Origin of the sequence: Desulfosporosinus sp. OT, from assembly GCF_000224515.1 — a bacterium.
In the GTDB taxonomy this organism is placed as follows: domain Bacteria; phylum Bacillota; class Desulfitobacteriia; order Desulfitobacteriales; family Desulfitobacteriaceae; genus Desulfosporosinus.
On sequence record NZ_AGAF01000248.1, the window covers coordinates 11,923 to 37,444 of the forward strand.

The following is a 25,522-nucleotide window of genomic DNA, read 5'->3' on the forward strand; positions in this document are numbered from 1 at the left end:
CAATATATGGTAACAATAAGCCGACTTTCCAACGCTAAGGAAAAGTCGGCTATTGTTTAAAAACGATGGTATTTTATTTTTTTTGCAACAGACTTGCAAAGCAGACGGCTCTATTACCGTAGTAAACGTAGGCCGCTGAGGATAACAAGGATAGTACTTCCTTCGTGCCCGATGACTCCTACCGGGAGATTAATGTTCCCGAAAAAATTAGACAGGACCAGCACGAGAATGACGGCAATGGCAAAGGTAACATTTTGTTTAACCACCCTAGTCGTGCGACGACCTAAGGTAATGGCATAAGCGACCTTAGAAATATCATCCGCCATCAGAACCACATTAGCCGTTTCCAGCGCTACATCCGTTCCGGCAGCACCCATCGCGATGCCCACAGAAGAAACCGCCAAGGCCGGTGCATCGTTCACGCCGTCTCCGACCATCGCAACTTTTCCGTGCTCCCCTAATTTCTTTATAATGTCTACTTTATGTTGGGGCAGCAATTCTGAATAGACTTCGTCGACGCCTACCTGCTCACCCATTATTTGCGCAGTTGTAGAGCTGTCGCCGGTCAACATCACAACCTTAATCCCCATTTGTTTTAGTCTTCTGATCGATTCCTTTGCTTGTGGTCGCAGGGTATCTTGTACCGCTAAAACACCGATTCGTTCGTCTCCCACTTGAACAAAGATCACCGTATTCCCTTGCTTTTCAAGTTTCTGGACAGCCTTCATTTCCTCATCCGACAATTTTTGTCCTTCGGTCAAATCTAGTTTTCCGATTCGATATTCCTGACCGTCCACGATGCCACGCACCCCAAGTCCAGGCACAGCTTCCAGCTTTGATGCCGAGCGAAGTTGAATATTCTTCTCGTTTGCTTTATGGATGATTGCCTTAGCAATAGGGTGTTCTGACCACGTTTCTAGGGAGGCTGCGATGCCTAAGACCTCATTTTCAGTGTAGTTCCCGTAAGGTATCACCTGAGTAATTTTCGGTATTCCCTCGGTGAGAGTCCCGGTTTTGTCAAAAGCGACTACGTTGACATCCCCGATCGCCTCTAGATAGGCGCCGCCTTTAAATAATATGCCATTTCGTGCACCATTGGATATCCCGGATAAAATAGCAGGCATGATCGAGGAAACAAGAGCACAGGGCGAGGCTACGACCAGAAAAATCATCGCTTTGTAAATCGTCTCACTCCAAGACCACCCTAAGACAAAGGGTGGCACGACTAAGATCAAAACCGCACAAGTGACCACAATTTTAGCATAAATACGTTCAAACCGCTCCATGAATAATTGACTAGGGGGTCTTTCACTTTGAGCTTCTTGAACAAGATGAATTATTTTAGCAAGCAAAGTTGCCTCTGCCGGCTTGGTCATTTCGATGACTAAAGCTCCCTGTCCGTTCATGGTTCCAGCAAAAACTTCGTCACCTACAGATTTGTCCATGGGCATCGATTCTCCCGTAATCGAGGCCTGATTCACAGAAGAATATCCCTCACGCACAAGCCCGTCCGCCGCAATCCTTTCTCCCGGTCTCACCAACAAACGGTCGCCTAGCTGCAATTCTTCGACTCGAACTCGCTTTTCCAGGTTTCCTTGTAACACAATAGCCTCTTCCGGGCGTAGTTTCATAATGGCCTTAATTTCATCATTCGTTCGCTCCAGAGTATACCCTTCTAGGGCACCACTTAGGGAAAAAATTAGTATTAAAATAGCCCCGTCTCTCCAAAATCCGATACTAGCTGCACCAATAGCTGCTACGACCATCAACAAATCGACATCGAAATCTTTTTCCTTAATCAGAGTTTGCAGACCTTCCCAGGCTTTCTGATATCCACCTATGGCATAGGCCAAAAGGTAGCATGGGACTTCGAGCTCAGAATGACCATATCTGCCCGAATACCAAGCCAGGATAATAAATCCTAAGCTGAGGGCTGTAACAATCAACCCTTTATGTCGCGACCAAAGTATATTCCAAGATGTTCTCATGTCAATTTCTCCTCTTAACTTATTTCCACATGACGACCTAGCTATGTACCCTAGCCCTCTTATCTTGAATCCATTGAGCCATTAATTGTAGTTATGATGAAATCCTCTTAGTTCTAAAAAGTTTCGACATTGATCTTTTTCAAGATATGCAAAAATTGCTTGATTTCATCGTCACTCAGAGTAGAAGTCATCTGCTCTGTCAGGTGTAAATGGTAGTCATGATGTTCCTCAAAGGCATTCCTTCCTATATCAGTTAAACTGATGAGATTAACGCGCCTATCTTCTTTTGTCAATTCACGACGTGCAAAATTCTTCTTTTCTAAGCGATCCACTGTTACTGTAGTAGTTCCTGTCGTTACCCCCAGTTTCTGAGCCAAAGCCTTCATATTCATTTTTTCATTTTCACCAAGGACCTCTAAGGCATGTGCTTCAGAAACCGTTACCTCACTGGATCGCACGATTGAATTTTCCCAAGAAGAAAACCCATTGAAAAACGCCAAGAGTTCATGGGTCAACTCTTCATTGATCGTCATTAAAATTCCTCCTCCAAAAATAATATGTAGTTCATAATGTTTTAATATAATATTGTTTGATAATCAAATTATATGATAGCAAAAATAATCTTCGCTGACAAGGGGGGTAGCGAAGATTATTGAAAACTTGACCTTCCAGGCAAAAGTCCCTTCGTCCGATTAGAACAAAGGGACTTCTGGTTTTGTCGATGTTATTACATAGCTCCAAAAAGCTGTACTAAATAACCCAACTTACGAAGCATAGTGATTTACGCTACAGGATCACCCCAAGCTTGCAACCCGAAACGCAAAAATCGCATAAATATTTGATAGTAGGATCGAGTTTCTGAAATGGGTTTATTGAAAGAAACGGCCATTAGAACATCTCCTGTTTATATTTCATAATTTTAGCCCTCCAAAAGTTGCTTATAGAGAGAGTCCATAATGATAAAACCAATCTCTATGGTCTTATGATCATCCTCCATAACCTTTCTTAATCCCCTAAATATCGTGTCCAACCCTGCTGCTTCAGGTGGAGGTAATAAGTCATTCATGGTATCGACCGAATCGACAATATCACATATTTGATTCAGAACGGGTTCGTTGATATGGTCATATTCTTTTAAAATAGTGCAAAAGGTACAGCGTCCCCGTTTATGGCTGAGGGTTGCCCCGGGAACATCAAAGGGGATACCGTCAAGGCCTTTGAAATCGATCCCTTTCTTAATGAACTCAAACTCTGCCTTGGGGTCGATAAATTTTACTTAGTCTTGAAGTCAAAACTTCCCCGATTCTTCCCTTCCTTAACCTCCCGGCCTTACGGGATCTCATGAAGCTCTCAGATACCATGCCTTCTGGTCGTCCATGGTTTGGGCAACTGATGGGCATTCCACAGCTCTTTGCCTGCCTTATCCAAGTGAATTATTGGTTGGAGGAAAACAAAATTAGAATTCTTTAGATGTAATGAAATAAAGGCCTGCAAGTAACTACCTTGCGGCCTTTTCCTTATGATCAAACTGCTTCATTTACGTCGTGTACTTCACTGTTTTTACTTTCGCGAGACTTTTTCATGACCTTAACCTTGGTAATTCTATACCCTATAACCTCCATAACTTCAAAGTTAAACCCATTAAAATAAACAATATCTCCCTTGACCGGCTTTCGACCTATCCGTGCAAAAACATATCCCCCTATCGTAGAAACGGTATCTTCCTCGAGTTGAATCTCCAACATTTCTGAGACTTCTTCCAATAATACCCGGCCGTTTAGTATATATTCATTCTCAGCCAGTTTCAGAATGTCAGGCTGTTCTGACTCAAATTCATCATAAATTTCCCCTACCAATTCTTCGAGCATATCCTCAAGCGTGACAAGCCCAGCTGATCCGCCGAATTCGTCCACAATAATTGCCATATGGGTTCGTTGGCTCCGCATTCTCTGTACCAGATGAGAAATCGGCATTCCCTCTGGAACGGCAAGGATATCTCGCTTAATCTGAGAAATATCTTTCGCCCCTGATTGTTCCTGTAACCGAATGATGTCCCGCATATGGACTAAGCCCAGAACATGGTCTTTATCATCATCGCACAACAAATAACGTGTATGTCCGTATTTTTTTACATCCTCTAAAATCTCCTCAAACGTATCTTGTATGAAGACACACACCATATCTTGGCGCGGAATCATCACCTCACTAGCAATGCGGTCCGAAAATTCAAAGACATTATCCAAGAGTTTACCTTCCATTTTATCTAAATAGCCATGCTTTTGACTGGCATCTACTAACATTCTCAGCTCTTCTTCGCTATGTGATAAATCAGCCTCATTGGCCGGTTGAATTCTCCAGATATACAAAACAAGGTTAGCTATACTATTAAGCGCCCAGATAACCGGATAAAATACCCAGTAAAAAGCCTTTAAAAAGCCCGCAGTAGCAAGTGCAGTGCTTTCGGCCTTCTGGATTGCAAGTGATTTAGGCACAAGCTCTCCTAGAACAATGTGTAAGAACGAGATAATTAAAAATGCTATTGCCATAGCAATGGTATGAGTATAGATCAAACTCCAACCGCCAAAACCCACAAACAACGGTTCGATAAGGGTCGCAATCGCCGGTTCACCAAGCCAACCTAAGCCCAAGGAAGCTAGCGTAATACCGAGCTGACAGGCAGAAAGGTATGCGTCTAGTTTCGAGGCAACATCAAGTGCGGTTTGCGCTCTTCGTGAACCATTCTCAGCAAGTTCCGCCAAACGCGTTTTACGCACTTTTACCATTGCAAATTCAGCAGCAACAAAAAAACCATTAATTCCGACCAATAAAAAAGCAATTAAAACCTTTATGGCATTCCAGAGCAGACCTTCGATGATTTTTCTCCTCCTTTTATTTCCAGAAGCCGTATATGGTTGTCCTTCCATATTATTTGTAGTTTATTTAGAAGATAATTATACATCATTTTTTGAATTAACGTTAGCGGTCTAGAATGCATAAATACCCATTAACACATTAAATTCTTAAACATGTACCGTTTTTAAATCCATCCTTAAAAAATGCCATTTAAATATCCCCCCCTTTTTCTATGTCGTCACTGCTTAAAGCGGCGCTGATGGCTCCAGCGCATGTTTTACAATATGGACACGAATTCTTCCTTGGCAATTGAGCTTAAGATTGAGAGCATTAGCTCGCTCTCGGCGTGTAAGGTGTTGATATGTAATCCCAAAAAAGGAGGACTAAATGCTTGTGTTTTTCACTCCAAAACCGAACCTTTCTTGTTAAACAGTAGCGATTATATTGAGGCTTTACTCGTAACGTAAAGCCTCAATGGGATTCATCCCCGCAGCCGTCCGAGCCGGAATCACGCCAAACATTATCCCTATCATAGCCGAGAATCCAAAGGCTATAAAAATTGACGTGGGTGAAATACCTACAGAAATTTTCATAGCCTTCCCGACCAGATTAGAGCCTCCCCAACCAAGGAACATGCCGACGATTCCACCAACCAAACTCAAAACGATAGCTTCGATCAAAAACTGGAGCAAAATGTCCCGTTCTTTCGCCCCTATGGCTTTACGAATCCCGATCTCCCTTGTTCGTTCAGTTACCGAAACGAGCATGATATTCATGATTCCGATCCCCCCCACGAGTAAAGAAATCGCCGCGATCCCCCCTAGCAGCATCGTCATAGTCTGAGTGACTCCTTTCATCGTCGCTAAAATATCGGCTTGGCTCATAATTGTAAAATCATCCGGCTGCCCTGTTTGTAAACGATGCGCTCTTCGCAGGGCTACACTGACTTCGTTTTCCGCAGTCTGCATCAAGTCTGCGGAAACTGCTTCAATGAAAATTTGCTTAACATATTTGTTACCTATTAATCGGGTCTGAGCCGTTGTAATGGGAACTAACACCATATCATCATTGTTACTGGATCCAGACGATCCCTGGCTAGCCAATACCCCGATGACTTGAAAGAGTACATTATCGAGTTTTATAGTCTTACCCACCGCCGACACTTGGTCAGCGCCGAACAAGCTTTGGGCGACAGTTGACCCCAGAACAACAACACGAGCATTACTATCGATATCTCGAGCGGACAAAAAGCGTCCTACCTTCATCGAGGTATTACGAATCTGAGCGTATTTATCTGTCGTTCCGGTCATCGAAGTGGAAGTGTTTTTCGCGCCAAATACTACTTGCACCGCTTTGCCGCTCGCTGGGGCTACCATTTTGACAGCAGGTCCCGCTGCTTGCACTTTGGTTATATCCTCCATGTCCAGAGTATTAGAAGTTCCTAAAGCGCCTGTGACTCCACCGCTATTCGTCTGTCCCGGGGTGACGATAAGTAGATTTGAGCCCAATCCTTTTATCTGTGATGTAATAGAATTTGTAGTACCCTTGCCAATTCCTACCATGGCAATCACCGCTGCAACTCCAATAATAATCCCCAACATGGTGAGAATAGAGCGCAACTTATTAGCACGTAGGGCTCTGAGGGAAACCCGAATCGATTCCAGGAAGTTCACGACGCCACTCCTTTCTCCTGCCGGGCTTGCGGACAAGCTTGTCGGGGATTTTTAACAGATTCATCCCGTTCAATACGACCGTCACGAAAACTGACGACGCGCTCTGTGTATTCAGCAATTTCCGATTCATGGGTCACAATTAAAATGGTGTTTCCAGCACGATGCAGTCTTTGAAAAATAACCATAATCTCCTCGCTCGCCCTACTGTCCAAATTACCCGTCGGTTCGTCAGCTAGAATAATTGCCGGATGAGTGACCAGTGCCCTAGCGATAGCCACCCGCTGCTGTTGTCCACCGGACAACTCCTGCGGTCTGTGCATAGTCCTTTCTCCGAGCCCCACCGACTCAAGAGCCTTAAAAGCTTGCTGGTGTCGTTCCTTACCTCCGATCCCGGCATATAGTAAAGGCAACTCAACATTTTCCAGAGCAGAGGTACGAGGAAGAAGGTTAAAACCCTGAAAGACAAAACCGATCTTGCGGTTGCGAATGTCTGCCAGCTCATTATTTGAAGCTTTGGCAATATTGGAGCCATCCAAAATGTACTCTCCTTCCGTCGTAATATCCAAACAGCCAAGAATATTCATCATGGTCGATTTACCCGAACCGGAAGGACCCATGATCGCCACAAACTCTCCGGCTTGTACCGAGAGATCAACACCCCGTAAAGCTGATATAGTAATATCTCCTGACTGATAATTTTTTTTGATTCCCTTCAATTTGATCAAGTCATTTACCCCTCTCTGCCGGCCACAGTTAAGATTCGGAAAATACTCGTTATTTTCCCCCCACTACATCGTTAAACTGCCCTAACGCTTGCCCGGGGTTCTGTCCGCTCCCTGGAGTAGGAAATCCCGTGGTCTGCTCATCGGGCTCCGCTGGGGAAAGCGTTCCAATCACGATCTCTTGACCCTCGCTCAACCCACTTTTGATCTCCACCGAGGTCCCGTCATCGAGTCCCATTTCAACAGGTGTAAAATCAACCTTTCCGGAAACCTTACTGTCCGAATTGGGGCGCTCCGTCGCTGACACACTAGGAACGAACACACCATTTTGTTTTTCACGACTTTGAAGCGCAACGCTGGGGATAATTAACACATTTTCAGCTTCTCCGACCGTAATACTAACATTGGCGTTCATCCCCGGGTTAAGGATTGGATTCGGTTCGTCCGGAAGAAGCGTAACATTAAATGTGGTGACATTCTGCACCGTTGTTCCCATAGGAGACATCAGAACTACTCTGGCCTTGATAGGTTGGTCCGGAGCAGAATCTAAGCTGACCTCAGCCGTCTGTCCCACTTTTACCTGGGCTATATCGGCTTGATCAATGGCAGCATCGACTTGTGTTTGCGTCCCTCCCGCAGCTAAAGTCATAATTGGCGTCGTGGTCACAGTTTGATAATTCTCCACACTTACTGTAGCAATTACCCCATCATTCGGCGCCATCAGTGTAGCATTGGCTAGATTTGTCTGGGCAATGTCTAAGGTAGCTTTGGCCTGCTCCACAGCGGCCTGGGCGACTAGAAGTTCACCGGCTTTAGGGCCATTCTTAAGCTGATCCATCTGATTTTGGGCTGACGCATAATCAGCTTGGGCTGCAGCCAAAGCCTGCGCTGCCCCGCCGTTCTGGAAATTTTGGGCACTTGTCAATGCCGCCAAGGCCTGATTCAAAGTTGTCTGGGCTTGTTGAATAGTGACAGGGTTGCCGCCAGCCTGGGTCAATGCTAATGCGTCACTGGCTAATAGCACATTTTGTTCAGCAAGCCAAACCTGGTTTGCTAAATAGCCCGGGTCAGCATTTCCTTCTGCCGTTGTTAAAGCCGTTTGAGCCCGGGCTAGGGCTGACTTGGCTTGGGCTTGACTTTGCGGAAATCCCTCTTCTAGTTGTTGTAGTTTTGCTTGGGCACTCAAAAGATTCGCTTGGCTTTGTGCCAAGGTATGCTGAAGGATTGTTGGATCAAGCTGGGCCAAGACATCCCCTTTCTTAACTTCATCCCCAGCCTTGACATTAAGTTCAACAAGTTTTCCGGCCTGCAGAAAGGCAAGCGGTATCGTGTGCGGAAAATTCACCGTACCTGTCCCCGTAATAACCTTGCGTACGTCTCCTTTTTGTACTTTAGCCGTAAGCAATTCAGGCGTTGACGACTTGGCATTAATCTGTCGTGAGGCCCAAAACACACCTCCTAAAACCAAGAGGCCCAAAACTCCCACAGTTAGCCACTTTTTTTTCATGCTTCTTTCATTCCTTTCGCAGAATCCCGATGACTTCTTCACGAGGGTGGACCGAGGGACGAAATTGATGCTTAATGCGCCAATAAACGTTCCAGTTCTCCTTGTAAAACCAGGCTAATTGCTTTTAATACTCTTTTTTCTCAAAAGCCCACGAACTGATCGCAAAAAAGATCAGGGTATATGCCACCAGCAAAGCCAAAACATTTAAGATGTAAGCAATAGGCATCGTTGCCCCTATAAACAGTTTGTACCAGCCTGTGTAAGAGGTAAACAGCATTGGTGAGATGTTTGGAAGAACGATAGAAGCTACAGCAAGGACGATATAGCCAAACACAAACAGCATTACCGTGCTGGAGCTGTTTTTACACAGTTGTGAAACAGTAACAGCAAAAAGAGTGATCGGAAGCATCGGCACAATGGATACTGCATACGCTAAAAGTACTTCTGCGATATTCGATACCCCTATGCCGTTAAACACAATACTGTAAACCAGACTTATCACAAGGCAAATCAACAATACTAAGATAGTATATAGAACAATTGCCAGCATTTTCGAAGTTAGAATACTGATTCGACTGACGGGTCTTGTAATGGTTGCCTTGATAGAACCATTCTCCTGCTCTGCGGTAAACAGGTCTGCTGCTGCCATAGCAATCATAAGAGGCAGTATGAATTCGGTTGCCAATGATAAGACTGTAAGCGGCGTATTAATCGATGAGAGCCCAATAAAACCTATTTTGAATCCTCCAAGCGAACAGATTGCAATACTGAGAAGACATGTTAATAAAAGAAAAACTTGATATTTTTTTCGGCTGAGCACTTTAACTGTTTCGTTCAGTACACCTGCTTTGATCGCTTTCATAGGGGTTTCTCCTTCCCACTTCCGATAGTTTCAAGAAAGTAGTTTTCAAGCGTTCTGCTTCGCTCTATCACTTCCTCCATTGTGGCTGTTTTCAGTAAGTAGCCATCTTTCATGATGGCGATTTTATTACACATAAGTTCTAATTCATGAGCGAGGTGACTGGAAATTAAGAAGGTAATTCCCTTTGATTTGGCTTGTTTCATGATGATTTCCCGAATGGCAACCATACCTTCAATATCCAAGCCGTTGGCAGGTTCGTCTAAAATAACAAGCTTTGGATTTGACAGCAAAGCTAGAGCCAAACCCAGCCGTTGTTTCATTCCTAAAGAAAATTCTTTGACTTTATCATTTTGGTACTGTAGCAACCCTGTCTGTCTTAATATATCTTCAATTCGGGGTGCTTTTATATCCGAATAGTAGGCTGCTGCATTTTCAAGGTTTTTTTTCGCGCTTAAATATTCATAGACCGCAGGTGCTTCAATTAAGCAGCCAACCTGTTCCAGCGACTTTTCTCCGTCATTTTCGATGCTACTGCCGAATATTTGAACATCACCCTGATCAGCTCTTGACAAGCCTGTGATGATTTTCATGGTGGTCGTTTTTCCAGAACCGTTTGGCCCTAATAAGCCATAAACATCACCCTCCTGAACCTGAAACGAAATCGCCTTGATGCCGCGTCCGTTTCTATAGGTTTTGCTGAGGTTATTTATTTTAAGTACCATGAGTGTATTCCCTCCTAATCATGGAGAGGGTGGCATCAGCCACCCTCTTTGATAGTTTGCAATGACTATCTGCTATGGCGCTGGTCTGCCCGATCAATCGTGGTGACTTCTTTGCCAGTTGTATCGATTGCATCAGTTTTGGTGTTTCCTACATCTGTGATTTTCGCATTTACCATCACAGTTAACTCATGAGTTACACCATTTGCGTCATTACCTGTGATGGCAACAGCAAACTCATTGTCCTTTAGCGTATTTCCATCAACAGTCGCAGTCATTGCGATGGATTTAATATTAACGTTGCTAAGCTTTGGCATTTTATTCATCATTAATTTCATGCTTTCATCATAATCCTGATTAACGTTGTTTTTATCCTCCATACGAGTGCTGTTTTTTTCTGTCATTGCTGAAAATGCGAGTCTTGTAAGTTCCGGAATCTGTGCACCTTCAAGCTTTACACTGATGGTTTGCCCGTCTTTGACAAACTGATTTTTAACGTCGCCAACCAAAGTGTCTGCAAACATTTCAGCGAGTTTTACCATGCTGCTAGATGCTGTAAGGTTTTCGAATTTTTTATCACTCTTGTTTACGCTGTAATATTTGCCATCAGCTTCTTTAATTAAAATCCCGTTGCCTTCGCTGGTTTGAAAAGCTTTGGTCATTCCGTCAACCGTAATGCTATTTTCAGAAGATTTGTTGTCACCGTCAACCTTTTTGATGCTGTTCCTGGAAAGAATAATAACTCCTTCGTCTTTCACCTCAAATTGTGTGGTAATCGTTTTGTTTTCAGTGAGCATTGTGGATTCAACGGCATCCTTAAGGCTCGCATATCCTGAACCCGTATTTGCGAATGTAGTTGCGCTGAAGGACAAAAGTAAACATCCTGCTACTGCCGAAACCGCCATTGTTTTGAAGCCCTTTTTTTTCATTTGAATATTCTCCTTTTTGTTTGAAGTCTGTATGTTTAACAGCTTAGTTTTATTGTATAGGAGAGAGATAACTTCCCAATAAAGAGGAGATAAACAAATAATAAACTCTTTGTAGATGACTAATAAAATAGAGCATAGAAAAACTCATTGCCAAAATTGCAATGAGTTTTTTAGTTGACAGATAGTAAAATCTGTTAAGTGTTAAGTGTTAAGTGTTAAGTGTCAAATCTTAAACCGATAACCCGCGCCCCATACAGTTTCAATATAGCTGGGATTACTACTGTCCTCTTCAATTTTTTCTCTTAACCGGTTAATGTGAACAATGACCGTGGCAACATCCCCCATCGCCTCCAGCCCCCAGATGCGGTTAAATAAATTATCCTTGGTAAAAACAATATTTGGATTCGTCGCTAAAAATAGGAGCAGCTCAAACTCCTTGCTGGTAAGCCTTATTTCCTCGTCACCCACATAAACACGCCATGCTTGTGGCAGAATTCTTAGTTTACCAACAATAATCTCCTGCATTGACATCGGTTTATCTACAGACGTCAATCTATCATATCGAGATAAATGAGCATTCACTCTTGCTACAAGCTCTGCTGGATCAAAAGGCTTTACAATATAATCATCTGCTCCCAATCCCAGCCCTCTTATTTTGTCGATGGATTCTTTTTTAGCAGTTACCATCAAGATTGGAATCTCTCTTTTTTTTCTGATTTCTCGGCACAATTCAAAGCCATTCTTATGGGGCAGCATTAAATCAAGCAGAATTAAATCAAAATTCTTGCTGCAAGCGAGCTTCAGCCCCATATCTCCATCGGTTGCAATTTCTATTTCAAACCCGTTAATTTCGAGATAATCTCTTTCAAGCTCGGCGATCGCTTGATCATCTTCAATAATTAAAATACGTTTCACTTTATTCCTCCTCTGCGACAGGTAATTTTATAATAATGGCAAGACCATTTTTGTTTTGAGCGGTAATGGTGCCATTATGCGCTTTTACAATCCGTTCGGCAATAGACAGACCCAAGCCACTGCTTTCAGTGGGATTGGTACGAGAGGCATCACCCCGATAAAAACTATTAAATAAGTTGGGCAGGATTTCTTCCGGAACGCCCTGCCCGTCATCACGAATCTCAAGCACAATCTCCTCACCTTTCCTGCTTGCCTCGAAGTCCACATGGCAAATATCCAAAGGTTTGTATTTTGCACTGTTTTCTAAAATATTGATAAACACGCGGTTCATCTGATCAGAATCAATTTTCACGACCGTATCGGGTGAGCAACTATTGTGATAGGCTATTTTCAGCCCGTTTCTTTCAAAGTCCTCTGTTATTTGGTTTATAAACTCATCTAAATATTGTTTGCAATTAACTTTTTCAAAATAGAAAGGGAGATGTCCTGTATCCAGTTTTGAAAAAAGAAACAGCGTATCGACTAAAACATCCATTTCACAGGCCTTGCTGTAAATAATATCACGATACCGCTGTTGTTTTTCCGGTGTATTGGCAACACCGTCCTTCAGTCCCTTTACATATCCTTTAATAGCTGTCAAGGGCGTTCTTAAATCGTGCGATATTCCTGCAACAAGTTCCTTGCGATCTTCTTCATATTTAAGTTGCGCCTGAATTGATTGATGCAATCTAGCCCTCATTTCATCAAAATTAGAAATAGCCGTCCCAAATTCATCCTTGCTATCATACTTTATCTCAAAATCGAGATTTCCGTTTTTAATTTGTTCCGCTCCGTAGCTCAGCAAGTCTAGCGGAACAATAATTTTTTTTGATGTTTTTGCGGAAATAACGCCATTTGTCACCACAATAATGATGATTGCTAAAACAAAGATAATTGTGGCATAGGTGCCCATAGCCGTCATACGTGTCTCCAAATCAATGAGATTCATCATATAGTTTGGATTAATAGCCGTAACCGTGAATATGTTGCTATCTTTTTGAAAGCTGTCACGGATCAGCAATACAGAGCCTGACTGCACTGTAAAGGATTTCGGCATAGAGATATTTTCACCGCCCATGTCGGCTGCAAGCTTCTTAACTTCATTTGTGAAATTGGAAGCGACAATCTCATTATCACGGGTGATTGCACTATAAATACCATCTTCCAATAGTTGGTTTTGAAGCTCTGACTGCAACTCATCTAAGCCGTTTATCGTTTGTGAGTATTGCATACGATTAGAAAACTCTGCAATCAAACTCTGCGCCACTATAGGGTTTTTTTCGCCATAACCCCATGGTCCTTTAGGTATTTCATATGTTTTTGTATATGACAAACGTAAAATTCCTGAAACAATCATAATCAAAATAACAGGAATGATAATCATAAGAACATTCGATATTAAAATTCGTTTTTTTATTAACAAAAATGTTCACTTCTCCCTTATGAACTACTGATAATTATTAGTTATTATAAAATACGACACATACACTAATATAAACAATTTCTAAAATATATCTAAACAATTTCTAAAATATTTCTAAACACAGTCAGTAGTGTGTATGAAAGTATCAAATAGATTGAGTTAAGATGTGAAATTTTATGTAGTGCGTAGTGTTTGGGCAGTTTTCTTAGAACTATTCAGTTAAGGTTTCAGCGGAATAATACTGAACGCCTATTACTCTTGCTAACAACATGCATAGTCCCTAGCGTATTGTTACATCGTTATTTGGTTTCCTACCAAGTAATTTTTCTAAATCCGCTGTGGTTCGTTTAGCTAAGCCGAGTTTTGCTCCTTGAAATAAAGTCTATCCTGTGTATGATTAACTCATCTGCTTATGGATTTTTATGGTATATAAAGAACTTATTAACAATAATATAAATCATTAGCCATAGTAATATTGGAAGGTGATCTATATTTACATTTCCAAACCAGTCTCGAATATGAAGTTTTACCCACTGCTTGCGGGAAGCATATTTTTTATTATCCTGGGATCTAAAATAGTCTCGAATAACGATGTTTTGGAGCAGACTGCCAATGTAGCCACGTTAGCGTTAAGTGTCATATTACAAGCTTTACCCTTTATACTCATAGGGGTTTTTACATCTTCCCTAATTCGTTATCTAGTAAAGGATGATTGGATTGCCAAATTTGCTCCCAAGAATGCAGTGGGGGGAGTGATAACTGGTTCACTCTTAGGATTGTTCATACCAGTATGTGACTGTGGCGTATTACCGGTTGCTCGTGGTTTATTTCGCAAAGGAGTTTCAATGCACACTGCCTTGGCTTATTTGCTCACTGCCCCGGTTATTAACCCTGTCGTAATTATAGCAACAGCAATGGCCTTTCAATGGAATTGGCATATCGTGAGCTTACGTGTTTTTAATACAATCATAGTGGGAGCAACTACAGCTTTATTAGCAGGTTCCTTGTTCAGTAGCAGGGCTTTTACTAATGCTGAATGGCACCAACACCAATACGAACATGAAAACTCCAAGGTTTCCCTACACCAATTGCTAATACATGCTGGAGACGAATTCTTTGATGTGGGACGGTACTTGATTATTAGTGCATTCCTTGCTGCTGCTATACAGATTTGGGTCCCTAAGGGAATTTTGCTTCAGGCAACCAGTAATCCTTTTATGGCTGCAGGAGCCATGATGGTATTAGCTATAGCTATGTCACTTTGTTCAGATGCAGATGCATTTGTGGCTAGAGTTCTAGCAAATCAGTTTCCATTAGGTTCTGTGATGGCCTTTCTAGTTATAGGTCAGATCATAGATTTACGTAATATTATTTTATTTACTAAGAATTTTCGACTATCTCTATTTTTGTTCCTTGCGGCTACCTCAATAGGTTTGACCTATGTGTTAAGTTTAAGTATTGATTTTGGTCTATGGAAACATCTGTTTTAATCCAGTAGTCTTTTAGCCCATAACAAGGTAGTTGTATAGGAGGTCATTATGAAAATTCAAAAGAGTTTTGCTTTAGTTCAAGGCTTAATTTTGATCTGCTTTTCTTTAATGGTCGTTCATTTAATCCAGAACGGAACGATTGTACTGTACATTAGCTCAAAGGTAATTTGGTTATCTAAATTCTCGGCAATACTTCTTGTCATCATTGCAATAGCTAAGCTGGTACCGATTCATCACAATCATAGTGTAGCTCATAACTGTTGTGGCCACGACCATGCTTGTGATTCAGGTCATCATAATCATTCTCATAAAACTAATGAACTACTGCAAATAGCAATTTTTGTTATTCCGCTAATTCTCGGATTTGGCATGCAGCCCCGTGTTCTTGCTTCAACAGCCCTTGCCAATAGTATTAATACAGCCGGACCGGTTCCTTTTTATGCTATGCGCATTCCTAGATCAGATAAGTTTATTAGTGTAGTGCAGTGGCCGAGTTGGCTTTCCTCTGTTAAAAAAGATGTAGGTAGCTCAACGGTGGCCAATGGTACGAAAAGTGTATCAGCCGATATGCGAAACAAGTCTAGCTCTCAAAACAAGCTAAACTCGGTAATACCCTTAACCCCCAATTCGCTTAATTCTATTGCGAAAGAAACAGATCTGATGCAATTATACCTTAACATAGATGACCACTCCGAACAGGTATATAATCAACACTGGAAGTTAACGGGTTTTGTTTATAAAGACCCTAAATTAGCAAAAAATCAATTTGTAATCTCTCGTTTTGTGATTACATGTTGTATCGTCGATGCTACTCCAATAGGAATTATTGTTGAAAGCCCCGATGCTCCTAATCTCAAAGCTGATAATTGGGTTGAAGTTGAAGGGATATTGCAAAAGCGTATTATTGGTGGAGCAGATGAAATCAAATCGGTACATAATTTCCACGAAACGGATGAGGGAGTCCCCTATTTGGTCGTTACCAGTTGCAAAAAAGTAACAACTCCAAAAGACCCTTATTTAGATCCCCCAATGCAATGATCCTAAGTATAAATGTGGAATAAAATGAGGAGGGCCTCATAATTATTTATATCAAAATCACTTAGCTTGATTCCAATAAGCATTATCCCACCGGTAAACATCATCACCAAAGTTTTAGGAGATAAAGGATGGGCTGACAATAGCTCCCGCAAAGCCAAAGGTCCGCCACGGACGGCGCACCTCCCGGACAATCCTATTCCAAATTGTTTCCCTTATTAACAAATTTAACGAATAAATTTATCTAGCGCTCCTTCCAAGTCGGCTAGAACCTTCTCCTTATTTCCTGATTCCACTCCTTCTACAACACATTCACGTAAATGATCTTTCAAAATTAATTTTCCGACATTATCCAACGCCGAACGAGCGGCTGCAATTTGAATAAGTAGATCTCCGCAATCTCGATCATGCCCTGCCATTTCTTTGATCGCGCGAACATGACCTTCTATACGAGCCAATCGATTGATGACACTTTTATGCTGTTTATGATGCGACCCCATTTGCCAACCTCCAAACGAATATAATTACATGGTATGTCATCTCGGAAATACCTCTGTACTTATTATATCAAATTAAAGATTAGGAAGCTCAATTTCCAGCTGTCATTTGTTCAAAGATGAGTAACGTCGATTTATCCAAAAAAGTACTCGATAACCATGGTAAGACAGGTCACTTAGGGCAAGATGAAATGATCGGAAGAAAGAAATTGTGTTACAACTTTATATAATCGCTGCAAGGCAAATACCAAAGCATCTGCCGATATACGCTCATTTGCCCTGTGAATCAGACGAATATCCGTCTCAGGAGGCGTGGGGAAGAATCCATAGGAGATAATTCCCTTTGCTCTTAAGTGTCTGCTATCTGTTACCCCCGGGGTAATAAAAGGCAATAGTTCTGTGGTACGACCTTGCTGTCTATTCATTGTTGATACAATGCTACGATACAGCGGTGTATCTATTGGGGAACTACTCGGTTCAACACTGGAAACCACCTTCATATCTGTCACAAATTCAGGTAAAATCAAACGCTGTTTAAAAATCCTTTGTTGCAATTCGGATATTGATTCCCCGGGCAGCACATACATATGGACACGAATGACGGAATAGCTACCATCCAATGGTAGTAGAGGTTCCAGCTCAATTACATTATTAAGTAGGGTGTTGTAATCCAAAGGCAAGTTGGAAAATCGCTTTAATAGGGCTACTTTCCCGCCATAAGGTAATAATGAGCCCAAAGCAGTAGGAATGTTATGAATCCGCAATAAAGCCTTCAGCATGGGATTTATAAGATTGGAATCCTTAGGATAGATTTGACCCTGTTGAGGTTTAAAGTGATGATCGTATGAATTATCGGACCTTATCCTATAATCTAATATCAAATGCCCTTTTTCAGCATATTGGCAGGTATACAAGTCCCGTGTCTTTTGGCGAAATGAAAAGCCTCCTCCTTCGTTTAAGGCATATCGACATTCTTGGAAATCGTCGGTATGTTTCAAGAGCCATTCCACTCCCCATTTGCCTCCTGATTCCTCATCGGCAGTCGCTGCGAAAACAAGTCCCCTCTTCAAAGGGATTTTCTTCCTCTGGATCAGTAAGACAAGCATCAACCAAACAACCACCAGACCTTTACAATCAATGGCGCCCCGGCCCCAAATCTCTCCAGCCGCGTCATCCCCGCTAAAGGGGAGATGGCGCCAATCAGACAGATCCTTGGCTGGAGCAACATCAAGATGAGAGAGCAGAAGCAGTGATTGATTCAACACCTCGCCAGGTTTGTGATAGATAAGAGAACCTTTTCCTGGAATAGGCTCTCTCACTGTGGCCGACAATTCATTGGATTTCAATACAGCCTGAATGTAATGAGCCGCCATGGTTTCCCCATGACGGCCGACTGAGGTATCAATTCGGATCAGTTGCTTTAAATAATGCGTCATTTCTTGCTTCGTATCTTCCCAATCAATATCTGCTATCATAAAAGTGCTGTAATCTCCTTTTCATACGGCAGATTGTGCTTGCTTGGAGGAAAAAGATGTTTCTGATTCGGAATAGTTCAATTTAAAGGTGAGCATCCGTGCTGAGTTCAAGACCACAAAGAGGGAAGCAACGTTATGAACGACAGCCGCTGCAATTGGTGAAAGGTAGCCAGATGTGGCTAGGGTAATCCCCGCAATATTTACACACACTGCAAATACCCAGATGTTCTGCTTAATAATTTTTAAGGCTTGGCGACTTAAACCGAGTGTAAAGGGAACCATTCGTAGATCATCCGCCATTAAGGCCATATCTGCCGATTCAATCGCTACATCTGTTCCAGCTGCCCCCATCGCTATCCCTACATCTGAGAGAGTGAGTGCGGGAGCATCATTAATGCCATCGCCGACCATCGCTACGACTTCTCCCTCTTTTTGTAAGGATCTAATATATTCAAGCTTTTCCTCGGGAAATAAATTCGCCTTGTATTCGGTAATTCCGACTTGCTGGCTGATCGAACGGGCTGTCTTTTCATTGTCGCCAGTGAGCATAATAATCCTCTTTATGCCGGATTTTCTCATTTCTTTAATCGCCTGTACCGCTTGCTCTCGAAGGGCATCAGCGATGGAGATGCCACCGATGACTTCTCCATTTTTCAGCACCAGAAGCGCCGTTCGTCCCTTTTCCTCTTGTGCATCCAAAAATGTCCTAGCCACTTCGCTATCGGGTAGTTGTTCCAACCTACGCCGATTGCTGACCTCAATCGTTGTCCCTTCATACACACAATGAACTCCGCGTCCAAAAACGGAGCTGAATTCCTGTGGATCTGGAATGGACAGCTTCCTCCGCTTCGCTTCATTCATAACCGCGCTGGCCAGTGGGTGTTCCGAGCGCTTTTCGGCAAGAGCTGCTGTAGAAAGGACCTCTTCCTGAGTATACGAGGCAAACGGTTGAATTTCTACGACCTGAGGGCGGCCCACCGTTAATGTCCCCGTTTTGTCTAAACAAATGGTGGTCACTTTGCCCGCTGTCTCAAGGGTAAGGCCGCCTTTGATCAGCGCTCCGCGCTTTGCTGCATTTCCAATACTTGCCACAACGGCTGTAGGTGTTGCCAAGACGAGTGCACACGGGCAAGCAATAACCAGAACAGACATCACCCTCATCAAATCCTGTGAAAATACCCAGACCAAAGCACAGATTCCTAAAATAACCGGGGTAAAATATTTGGCAAATTGATCGGCAGTTCTTTGTGTGCTGCCCTTACTTTCTTGCGCTTCATAAACGACCTTAATAATTTTCCCCAGTGTGGTCTGATTGCCAGTTTTCTCGGTCTGCAATTCAAGGGCCCCGCTCTGATTAATCGTTCCGGCAAAAACCTTTGCTCCGGCTGTCTTTTCCACAGGCAGAGATTCTCCAGTAATCGACGCCTCATCGATAACGGCCTGTCCTGACAAAATAGTCCCATCAACTGGAATCCGTTCACCCGGTTTGACTAAGACTCTATCTCCTACTGTCACTTCTTCCACCGGAATAGAGATATATTCCTCATTCCGCTTCACCCACGCCTCATCCGGGGACAATTGAACCAACTCGCGAACTGCGTTGCGTGTACGATCCAACGTGATATCTTCCAGAAATTCTCCAGCGACCATCATAAACGCGACAATCGCTCCGGCCAAATATTCGCTGACATACGTTGTCCCGATGAGAGCGAATACAATCAGCAAACCTGCTGTGATTTTCCGGGTTTCGATCATTGTCACAAGCGTTGACCAAGTGATAAAACCTCCGCCAAGAATGAGCGGAACAACAGCCAAATCAAGCCCTATCCATTCTTCTTGGCCTGGAACGGCAGCGAATATAATGAAGAACAGTAAAGTCCCAGGGAATAAAAACTTTCGGTATTTCGTAAGTAGGCTAAGATCCTTCATAGCAGATCCCCTCTCTTAAGATTGCATTTTCCAGATCAAGACCCCTACGATAGCGATAGCCACAATAATGCCGGCAAAAATTTTAATGGCAGTGGTATTGTCTTTTTTTGAGCTTTGACTGTGATTATGATCGCTTTTGTGGTCATTGTGTCCCTGGTTCTTCTTTTTTGTCTCATTTAAAATTCCATGATGTCCTTCATGCATAGGTAAAACCTCCTCAAAGTTCCATTATCCCCCCGGGGGGGTTATTTTGGGCAAAAAAATAAATCATTTTTTTACCTTGAAAAAATCTAATAAAAACAGATCCATTTCACTACCCAGATATAGTATAGTATGCCATTGGAATCGTGTCAATCTCACCTAAAAGAAATTTATAAATCACTTGCACCAAATAAAGCAACCGCAACTATAACTGTAACTGTAAGATTGGAATTAATTTCATCATCTCCTCCTTACTGGTACCCTTTGGACTGCACATAAATGTCAAAAGTGCACCTCATTGGCTTAGCATTTATCGTGTTCTTAAAAAGCACCACTATCAATTCATCTTAAATCTTCAAGACAATGCTTTGCCTCACCAATCGTTAGCGGAAGGTTATCAATATTCAGCACCCCATCGCGCTTGAGGAGCTCTATCAAGTGGGCAACCCGCGGCAAACGGAGAAAAGCTTGCCGGATTTTTTCGGGATCTGCAAAAACTTGGGAAGGTGTTCCTTCCCGTATAATGGCGCCATTTTGCATGACATAAACCCTATCACAAAAAATAGGTACAATATCCACGTCATGCGTAGCCAAAATAATCGTTAACCCTTGCTCTTTTTGCAAAGACTTGAGAAGCTTCATTAAAGCTGCGGCGGTCCTAGGATCCAGACCCGCGGTCGGTTCGTCAAGTATCATTATTTCGGGTTGCATCGCCAATATTCCAGCAATTGCGACCCTCTTTTTTTGTCCGTAGCTCAATTCATGCAAACTGCGCTTGCGGTATTCCCACATTCCTACATTTTTAAGGGCCTGTTGCACTCGCAGCGTAATTTTAACCGGTCCCAGACGCAAATTGGTAGGCCCATAGGAAACATCATCATAAACAGTTGCGGCAAAAAGTTGATCATTTGGATCTTGAAAGACAAGTCCCACCCGACGAAAAATCTCCTCATTGCCCCATTCGTTTAGAGACTTTCCACGCAGCAGCACTGTTCCTGCACTCGGTTTGAGCAGACCGTTAAAATGTTGAAAAAGAGTAGTTTTACCGCAGCCGTTTGCCCCTAACAAGGCAAGAAATGCCCCTTCCTCCACAGTAAAATCTATTTCACGCAAAACATTTTCTCTCCCCGGATAAGCAAAAGTCAAAGCACGGGCTTCTAAAATTATCACACTATCTCTCCTTATCCACAATTAGTATAACAGGCCAAAACATTGAAAGCCTCACTTATCAGCTCAGAATGAGCGTCCAACTAACAGTAATCAACACTAACCCAAATACGGCAACTAGGATATCCTTCCTGGTTAACTTTCGTTCATAACAGACTTGGATTTTTCCGTTATAACCCCGGCAAAGCATCGCTTGCCACAGACGGTAGCTCTTGTCGAAAACCCGCATAAACAAAATTCCTCCGACAGTTCCTGTTGCCCGGACAATCTGCCACCACGAACCATAGCCCAAACGCATGCGTTGCGCCTTTTGCAATCGATCAAGTTCTTCAAGGAGCACAAACAAAGAGGAATAAGCTAATGTCATTATCTCAATGACCGTTAATGGGATCTTAAACCAAGCCAAAGCATTTACCCATTCTTGTACGGATGTGGACATTGTTAATAGAAGCATGACACTCATCCCCCCGAAAACCCGGGAAGCTAACAAAAAGCCGTGTTCCAATCCCTCATAATATCCGGACAAATGAATAAAACCAATATTCCATTGAAACCATAGGGTATGACCGTAGAAGAATATCTGGGTCAAACCAATTAGAGTAGCGACGTAAAGTACCGGTCGCAATCGCCTCAAGACTAAGTTAACAGGCATACCTGCCAAGACAAGGAAAAAGAGACTAGCAACTCCGAAAAAAAGCGGCAATTCCCAAGTCTTGGCCGCTACTGCAGTAATCAGACCGCTAAGAGTCAATGCCAGTTTTACACGTCCATCTATATTATTCAGTGCTGTTTTAGGCATTGGCATCATAAGTTCGTGAGTATTCATAGTTCATCTCCCAAATTTACTTTTACTCCGCAAAACAGTACGCAAGTTGTGGTGCCGAATCTACAGCATAAAGGTCTATAAGCCCTCCAAAAGTGACTCGGCACCATCTATAAGGAAATAAATTCTATTAATTCACATTAGCACCTAATGACTACTTTTGACTATCTGATATTTCGACGGAGCAGACGGTTTCCCGAAAATATCCCGCCAATTATAGCCTATAATAAAACCGGCTGTTGCTCCCCCCAGAGCAAATACAAACAAAAGAAGATCCCCTCTGTCAGTATTAATGTAAGGCTCTCGTTCCCCGGCACCAACTTCCTGAGCATATTTATCTGCAATTCCATTCACATGTTCATCTTGCCCGGGCATAGTTAAATCACTAGTGCCAAGGAAAACAAGAATTGAGAGAAAAAGGAAAAGAATAATCCACTTTCCTAAGGACCGTCGCATTTAGTTTACCCCCTCTGCCGTAGCATGTAATTCTTGCCCTACTTCTAAGGCGGATTTAGGGAGCACCCTCAGCATAACTAATATATCTGGTCGGTGCTCGGCGATGTATTTAAGGACAAATCCGGTGAATAAGCCCTCAATGACAGCCAAAGGTGCTTGCGTAGGCAGAAAAGCGCCAAAGATAAACCAGAATACTTCCCCTATGGGGTGACTTCCATGAATAGCCAAAGCCAATTGGGTAGAGGTCCCTAAATAAATCGTAATATCCCCTATTGTTCCGGCCACGAATCCTGCCCAAAATAGATTCATTTTAAGCCTGCGCATTCCCCAAAAAAGAATCCAGCCAAAAAGTCCTCCAAACACCCCCATGGTCAAAGTGTTGGCACCTAGAGTAGTCAAGCCTCCATGGGCAAAAAAGAGAGCCTGAAAAAGAAGAGCAACCATACTTATCAACGCTGTTATCCATGGTCCTAACAAAATAGCACCTAAGGGGGTGCCACCGGGATGCGAGCAAGTCCCAGTGATAGGAACCGGAATTGGCAATAACGATACCAAAAAAATTGCGGCAGTCATTACCCCTGTTAGTTGTTTAATCATGGGAATCTCTTTACTTTTATTTGACAAACTTTTAATACCAGCTGCGACGAAACCGCTGGCGACTACACTGTACCCAATAGCATAAGTAGCAGGTAGCATTCCTTCAGCAATATGCATGTTTTCTCTTCCACTCCTATCCTAAAAATGAGGAGACAACCCCAACGTATTAAAGAATTAAATCAAAAAATGCCATTAAAAAATAAAAACCCTTTACCACATATAATGGTAAAAGGTTTAACTGGTATCTGACAACAATAGTAGTCCTGAAGACACAGCTAATACACCCCCTAACATTCCCGTAGGTAGTTTTGACTTCAGAATAAGCAGGTCTCCTGGCTAAAGATCTTCATCAACTCACGTCTTCCCGGGAATAGATCCCCAGTGACATTTTGTAAGTAGACTCCCTTTTACAGTGGCGGGCACCGCGTCAGCTTAACTGACTTCCCTTTTCAATTCTTTCCTCTCAGGAAAGAATCACTCATCCCTTGATATTCAATTACTTTAGATACTAACACGAACCAAGAAGTTTGTATAGTACCAAAATAACGTCTAATGATAAACAGAAGAACTCCTAACACATCCACAACCGCACCATACATAACTAACTTATGTTGAGTTTCATATAAGATAGAAAACACATGTTGTGGATACATTTTTGTAGTGTCAACTTTCACATCTCCCCCTTAATATGACTTTCTTCGATTATCGAAATTGCATCTTGAAGATTCTACCCTATTGGTGCGAACTTTGAATACTATCCCTTAACATCCACTTTATTTCATTAGCATCAATATAATCAGCAGCACCAGGAATAGTATCACGTACAATCGGCTCGGGAATTCATCCTTTTGCTTCAACTTTCAAAGCAGCATCTCTCTCAGCTATAGATTTTGCGTAACCGTAAAATAATCCCCCACCTTGAATTACCGAGGGTGGGTAAAAGAGGACTGTTAATAATTAACATGCACTTTTCTCCTTTTTCATATTAACTCAACTTTCGCAGAGCGAAAGTTAGTCTAATTCCGAACATAGCAAAAGCTACAACTAATTCTCAACCAAACTTATATATTTATAATGAACCTCTTTACCATCGGCATATAGATATATCCGTTAATATTGTTTTCAAACAGGTCATGGGAGGATTCTGCTATCATAATATCCTTGTTTAACGATTCCCTGCAAAATTCCTGTAAAGGCTTCGGCACACACAAACCCAATTTATGAATGTCCATATCCTTGCAAGCATTTAATACTTGCAGATAGTCTTTTGCCTCATGGGGCAGGATGCTTCCGCAGAGCAGACGGATGTCCGCCTCCCTGAATATCGTGGGTGGTTCTTTGATTTCCCCGCAGTCGTAGATGATAAAGTTGTAGTCTTTATCCAGCTCATTTGTAAAATAGCAGTCAACACCGCCGACAGGATAGGCTTCTCCGTCTTTCTCCGCATCATAGATATTTACGATCCAGTTCAAATGCCGGTTGGTGTTAGTCTCCACATAGCAGGCGGAAGCCCCCCGCGCAATGAGCCAGGCCGCCAGATTAAAGGCGGTGACGGTAACGCCGCTCCGCCTCTGTGTGCCGGCAATGGCAATCTTCACATTTCGGCTGTTCCACTTGTATTTGACTATCTCTTTCGGACTCGGGGCTTCTTCAAAGGCAGTATCCTGCTTAAAGCTTTCCGGTGGCCGCTTATACCTTTGCATACCGTCCTCCGAGAGACAATCGGCAAGCTCATCCCTAATACCGTCCATACTGTCGGCGGTCACAATATCCGTTACGCCGATATCCACCAGCCTGCCGATATAGGCGTCTGCATTTGCTTTATCCGACAGGATGGGGATGATTCTCACATTGAGCATCATCTGCATGGATTGGAGGGCAACGATGAAATCGTCAAGCTGTTCCTCTATACAGGAAACATCCACAAGGAAATACTTGCAGCCTATATAATTCCTGATGTCCTTTGCGGCAAAAAGCTTCAGGGAAAACCTGCCGATGAGCTTCTTTATTACAAGCTCCTGCCCTTCCATAAAGTCGGTCAGTCCGCTTTTTCCATTACTCGAAAGATACAGCAGCAACGCTCACACCTCCGTCATAGGGCTTGTTATCCTGCTTTTTGAGATTGGTGGTAAAAAGCAGGATAATCCCGATCACCACAATCAGCACATAGATAAACAGTTCAATCAATTTTTTGCGGTTATTCATGTTCTACCTCCGCTATA

24 protein-coding genes and 1 riboswitch are annotated in these 25,522 nt (G+C 42.7%); of the genes, 2 read left to right on the plus strand and 22 right to left on the minus strand.

The features are described 5' to 3' along the window. Positions 1–113 precede the first annotated feature (113 nt). The 12 genes from DOT_RS23770 to DOT_RS23820 form a co-directional block, all read right to left on the minus strand. Positions 114–1,988 carry a heavy metal translocating P-type ATPase gene (locus tag DOT_RS23770; RefSeq protein ID WP_009624106.1) on the minus strand — a complete coding sequence of 625 codons (1,875 nt, stop codon included), beginning with the start codon at positions 1,986–1,988 and terminating at the stop codon, positions 114–116. 113 nt (positions 1,989–2,101) lie between these two features. Further along, the gene (locus DOT_RS23775) at positions 2,102–2,521 is read right to left on the minus strand and encodes a MarR family transcriptional regulator (protein WP_009624107.1); all 420 of its coding nucleotides are present in this window, start codon (positions 2,519–2,521) and stop codon (positions 2,102–2,104) included. A gap of 386 nt (positions 2,522–2,907) precedes the next feature. Then, positions 2,908–3,255, minus strand: a complete 348-nt coding sequence (locus tag DOT_RS29150) for a chromate resistance protein ChrB domain-containing protein (protein ID WP_083824285.1) — start codon at positions 3,253–3,255, stop codon at positions 2,908–2,910. A 256-nt stretch (positions 3,256–3,511) separates the two neighbouring features. Beyond that, on the minus strand, positions 3,512–4,912 hold the full coding sequence (locus DOT_RS23780; RefSeq protein WP_009624111.1) for a hemolysin family protein: 1,401 nt from the start codon (positions 4,910–4,912) through the stop codon (positions 3,512–3,514). A 381-nt stretch (positions 4,913–5,293) separates the two neighbouring features. After that, positions 5,294–6,514 carry an ABC transporter permease gene (locus DOT_RS23785; RefSeq protein ID WP_009624113.1) on the minus strand — a complete coding sequence of 407 codons (1,221 nt, stop codon included), beginning with the start codon at positions 6,512–6,514 and terminating at the stop codon, positions 5,294–5,296. Then, complete coding sequence (locus DOT_RS23790) at positions 6,511–7,239, minus strand: ABC transporter ATP-binding protein (RefSeq protein ID WP_009624114.1); 729 nt, start codon at positions 7,237–7,239, stop codon at positions 6,511–6,513. The genes DOT_RS23785 and DOT_RS23790 overlap by 4 nt, the downstream gene beginning before the upstream one ends. A gap of 49 nt (positions 7,240–7,288) precedes the next feature. Continuing rightward, a complete protein-coding gene (locus DOT_RS23795; protein WP_009624115.1) occupies positions 7,289–8,743 on the minus strand; it encodes an efflux RND transporter periplasmic adaptor subunit in 1,455 nt (484 codons plus the stop codon). 124 nt (positions 8,744–8,867) lie between these two features. Continuing rightward, on the minus strand, positions 8,868–9,605 hold the full coding sequence (locus tag DOT_RS23800; protein WP_009624116.1) for an ABC transporter permease subunit: 738 nt from the start codon (positions 9,603–9,605) through the stop codon (positions 8,868–8,870). Beyond that, the gene (locus DOT_RS23805; RefSeq protein WP_009624117.1) at positions 9,602–10,327 is read right to left on the minus strand and encodes an ATP-binding cassette domain-containing protein; all 726 of its coding nucleotides are present in this window, start codon (positions 10,325–10,327) and stop codon (positions 9,602–9,604) included. Before DOT_RS23805 ends, DOT_RS23800 begins: the two co-directional genes overlap by 4 nt. Positions 10,328–10,392: 65 nt before the next feature. After that, positions 10,393–11,253: a hypothetical protein gene (locus DOT_RS23810; RefSeq protein WP_009624118.1), complete on the minus strand. Its 861-nt coding sequence runs from the start codon at positions 11,251–11,253 to the stop codon at positions 10,393–10,395. A gap of 222 nt (positions 11,254–11,475) precedes the next feature. Continuing rightward, a complete protein-coding gene (locus DOT_RS23815) occupies positions 11,476–12,168 on the minus strand; it encodes a response regulator transcription factor (RefSeq protein WP_009624119.1) in 693 nt (230 codons plus the stop codon). 1 nt (position 12,169) lies between these two features. Next, positions 12,170–13,630, minus strand: coding sequence for a HAMP domain-containing sensor histidine kinase (locus DOT_RS23820; RefSeq protein ID WP_009624120.1), 1,461 nt, complete (start codon positions 13,628–13,630; stop codon positions 12,170–12,172). 518 nt (positions 13,631–14,148) lie between these two features. Here DOT_RS23820 and DOT_RS23825 point away from each other — a divergent pair. Next, positions 14,149–15,120: a permease gene (locus DOT_RS23825; RefSeq protein WP_009624121.1), complete on the plus strand. Its 972-nt coding sequence runs from the start codon at positions 14,149–14,151 to the stop codon at positions 15,118–15,120. A 48-nt stretch (positions 15,121–15,168) separates the two neighbouring features. Then, entirely contained in the window at positions 15,169–16,158 is a 990-nt protein-coding gene (locus tag DOT_RS23830; protein ID WP_009624122.1) for a TIGR03943 family protein, read from the plus strand. A gap of 224 nt (positions 16,159–16,382) precedes the next feature. Here DOT_RS23830 and DOT_RS23835 read toward each other — a convergent pair whose 3' ends face one another. The 10 genes from DOT_RS23835 to DOT_RS30810 form a co-directional block, all read right to left on the minus strand. After that, entirely contained in the window at positions 16,383–16,655 is a 273-nt protein-coding gene (locus DOT_RS23835) for a metal-sensing transcriptional repressor (protein ID WP_040413387.1), read from the minus strand. Positions 16,656–16,828: 173 nt separating this feature from the next. Then, positions 16,829–18,127, minus strand: coding sequence for a M20/M25/M40 family metallo-hydrolase (locus DOT_RS23840; protein ID WP_009624125.1), 1,299 nt, complete (start codon positions 18,125–18,127; stop codon positions 16,829–16,831). Between the two features lie 21 nt (positions 18,128–18,148). Then, entirely contained in the window at positions 18,149–20,056 is a 1,908-nt protein-coding gene (locus tag DOT_RS23845; RefSeq protein WP_009624126.1) for a cation-translocating P-type ATPase, read from the minus strand. 15 nt (positions 20,057–20,071) lie between these two features. Then, positions 20,072–20,260, minus strand: a complete 189-nt coding sequence (locus DOT_RS23850) for a hypothetical protein (protein WP_009624127.1) — start codon at positions 20,258–20,260, stop codon at positions 20,072–20,074. 339 nt (positions 20,261–20,599) lie between these two features. Then, positions 20,600–21,427 carry an ATP-binding cassette domain-containing protein gene (locus DOT_RS23855; protein ID WP_009624128.1) on the minus strand — a complete coding sequence of 276 codons (828 nt, stop codon included), beginning with the start codon at positions 21,425–21,427 and terminating at the stop codon, positions 20,600–20,602. 58 nt (positions 21,428–21,485) lie between these two features. Then, positions 21,486–22,250 (minus strand): cobalt ECF transporter T component CbiQ, encoded by a 765-nt coding sequence (gene cbiQ, locus DOT_RS23860; RefSeq protein ID WP_009624129.1) that lies wholly within the window; start codon positions 22,248–22,250, stop codon positions 21,486–21,488. A gap of 144 nt (positions 22,251–22,394) precedes the next feature. Next, entirely contained in the window at positions 22,395–22,703 is a 309-nt protein-coding gene (locus DOT_RS23865) for a hypothetical protein (RefSeq protein ID WP_009624130.1), read from the minus strand. After that, entirely contained in the window at positions 22,704–23,417 is a 714-nt protein-coding gene (locus tag DOT_RS23870; RefSeq protein ID WP_009624131.1) for an energy-coupling factor ABC transporter permease, read from the minus strand. Between the two features lie 187 nt (positions 23,418–23,604). Continuing rightward, a riboswitch (cobalamin riboswitch) is annotated at positions 23,605–23,797 on the minus strand. 564 nt (positions 23,798–24,361) lie between these two features. Continuing rightward, the gene (locus tag DOT_RS23880) at positions 24,362–25,378 is read right to left on the minus strand and encodes a hypothetical protein (protein WP_040413388.1); all 1,017 of its coding nucleotides are present in this window, start codon (positions 25,376–25,378) and stop codon (positions 24,362–24,364) included. Beyond that, entirely contained in the window at positions 25,356–25,505 is a 150-nt protein-coding gene (locus tag DOT_RS30810) for a hypothetical protein (protein WP_009624135.1), read from the minus strand. The genes DOT_RS23880 and DOT_RS30810 overlap by 23 nt, the downstream gene beginning before the upstream one ends. Positions 25,506–25,522: the final 17 nt, after the last annotated feature.

Excerpts from the sequence above, each read along its gene's own strand:
- DOT_RS23845 (WP_009624126.1), bottom strand. The coding sequence starts at position 20,056 with ATGAAGGATCTTAGCCTACTTACGAAATACCGAAAGTTTTTATTCCCT.
- DOT_RS23780 (WP_009624111.1), bottom strand. The coding sequence starts at position 4,912 with ATGGAAGGACAACCATATACGGCTTCTGGAAATAAAAGGAGGAGAAAA.
- DOT_RS23870 (WP_009624131.1), bottom strand. The coding sequence starts at position 23,417 with ATGCATATTGCTGAAGGAATGCTACCTGCTACTTATGCTATTGGGTAC.
- DOT_RS23810 (WP_009624118.1), bottom strand. The coding sequence starts at position 11,253 with ATGAAAAAAAAGGGCTTCAAAACAATGGCGGTTTCGGCAGTAGCAGGA.
- DOT_RS23840 (WP_009624125.1), bottom strand. The coding sequence starts at position 18,127 with ATGATAGCAGATATTGATTGGGAAGATACGAAGCAAGAAATGACGCAT.
- DOT_RS23805 (WP_009624117.1), bottom strand. The coding sequence starts at position 10,327 with ATGGTACTTAAAATAAATAACCTCAGCAAAACCTATAGAAACGGACGC.
- DOT_RS23800 (WP_009624116.1), bottom strand. The coding sequence starts at position 9,605 with ATGAAAGCGATCAAAGCAGGTGTACTGAACGAAACAGTTAAAGTGCTC.
- DOT_RS23795 (WP_009624115.1), bottom strand. The coding sequence starts at position 8,743 with ATGAAAAAAAAGTGGCTAACTGTGGGAGTTTTGGGCCTCTTGGTTTTA.
- DOT_RS23825 (WP_009624121.1), top strand. The coding sequence starts at position 14,149 with ATGAAGTTTTACCCACTGCTTGCGGGAAGCATATTTTTTATTATCCTG.
- DOT_RS23835 (WP_040413387.1), bottom strand. The coding sequence starts at position 16,655 with ATGGGGTCGCATCATAAACAGCATAAAAGTGTCATCAATCGATTGGCT.
- DOT_RS23775 (WP_009624107.1), bottom strand. The coding sequence starts at position 2,521 with ATGACGATCAATGAAGAGTTGACCCATGAACTCTTGGCGTTTTTCAAT.
- cbiQ (WP_009624129.1), bottom strand. The coding sequence starts at position 22,250 with ATGAATACTCACGAACTTATGATGCCAATGCCTAAAACAGCACTGAAT.
- DOT_RS23830 (WP_009624122.1), top strand. The coding sequence starts at position 15,169 with ATGAAAATTCAAAAGAGTTTTGCTTTAGTTCAAGGCTTAATTTTGATC.
- DOT_RS30810 (WP_009624135.1), bottom strand. The coding sequence starts at position 25,505 with ATGAATAACCGCAAAAAATTGATTGAACTGTTTATCTATGTGCTGATT.
- DOT_RS23865 (WP_009624130.1), bottom strand. The coding sequence starts at position 22,703 with ATGCGACGGTCCTTAGGAAAGTGGATTATTCTTTTCCTTTTTCTCTCA.
- DOT_RS23770 (WP_009624106.1), bottom strand. The coding sequence starts at position 1,988 with ATGAGAACATCTTGGAATATACTTTGGTCGCGACATAAAGGGTTGATT.
- DOT_RS23850 (WP_009624127.1), bottom strand. The coding sequence starts at position 20,260 with ATGCATGAAGGACATCATGGAATTTTAAATGAGACAAAAAAGAAGAAC.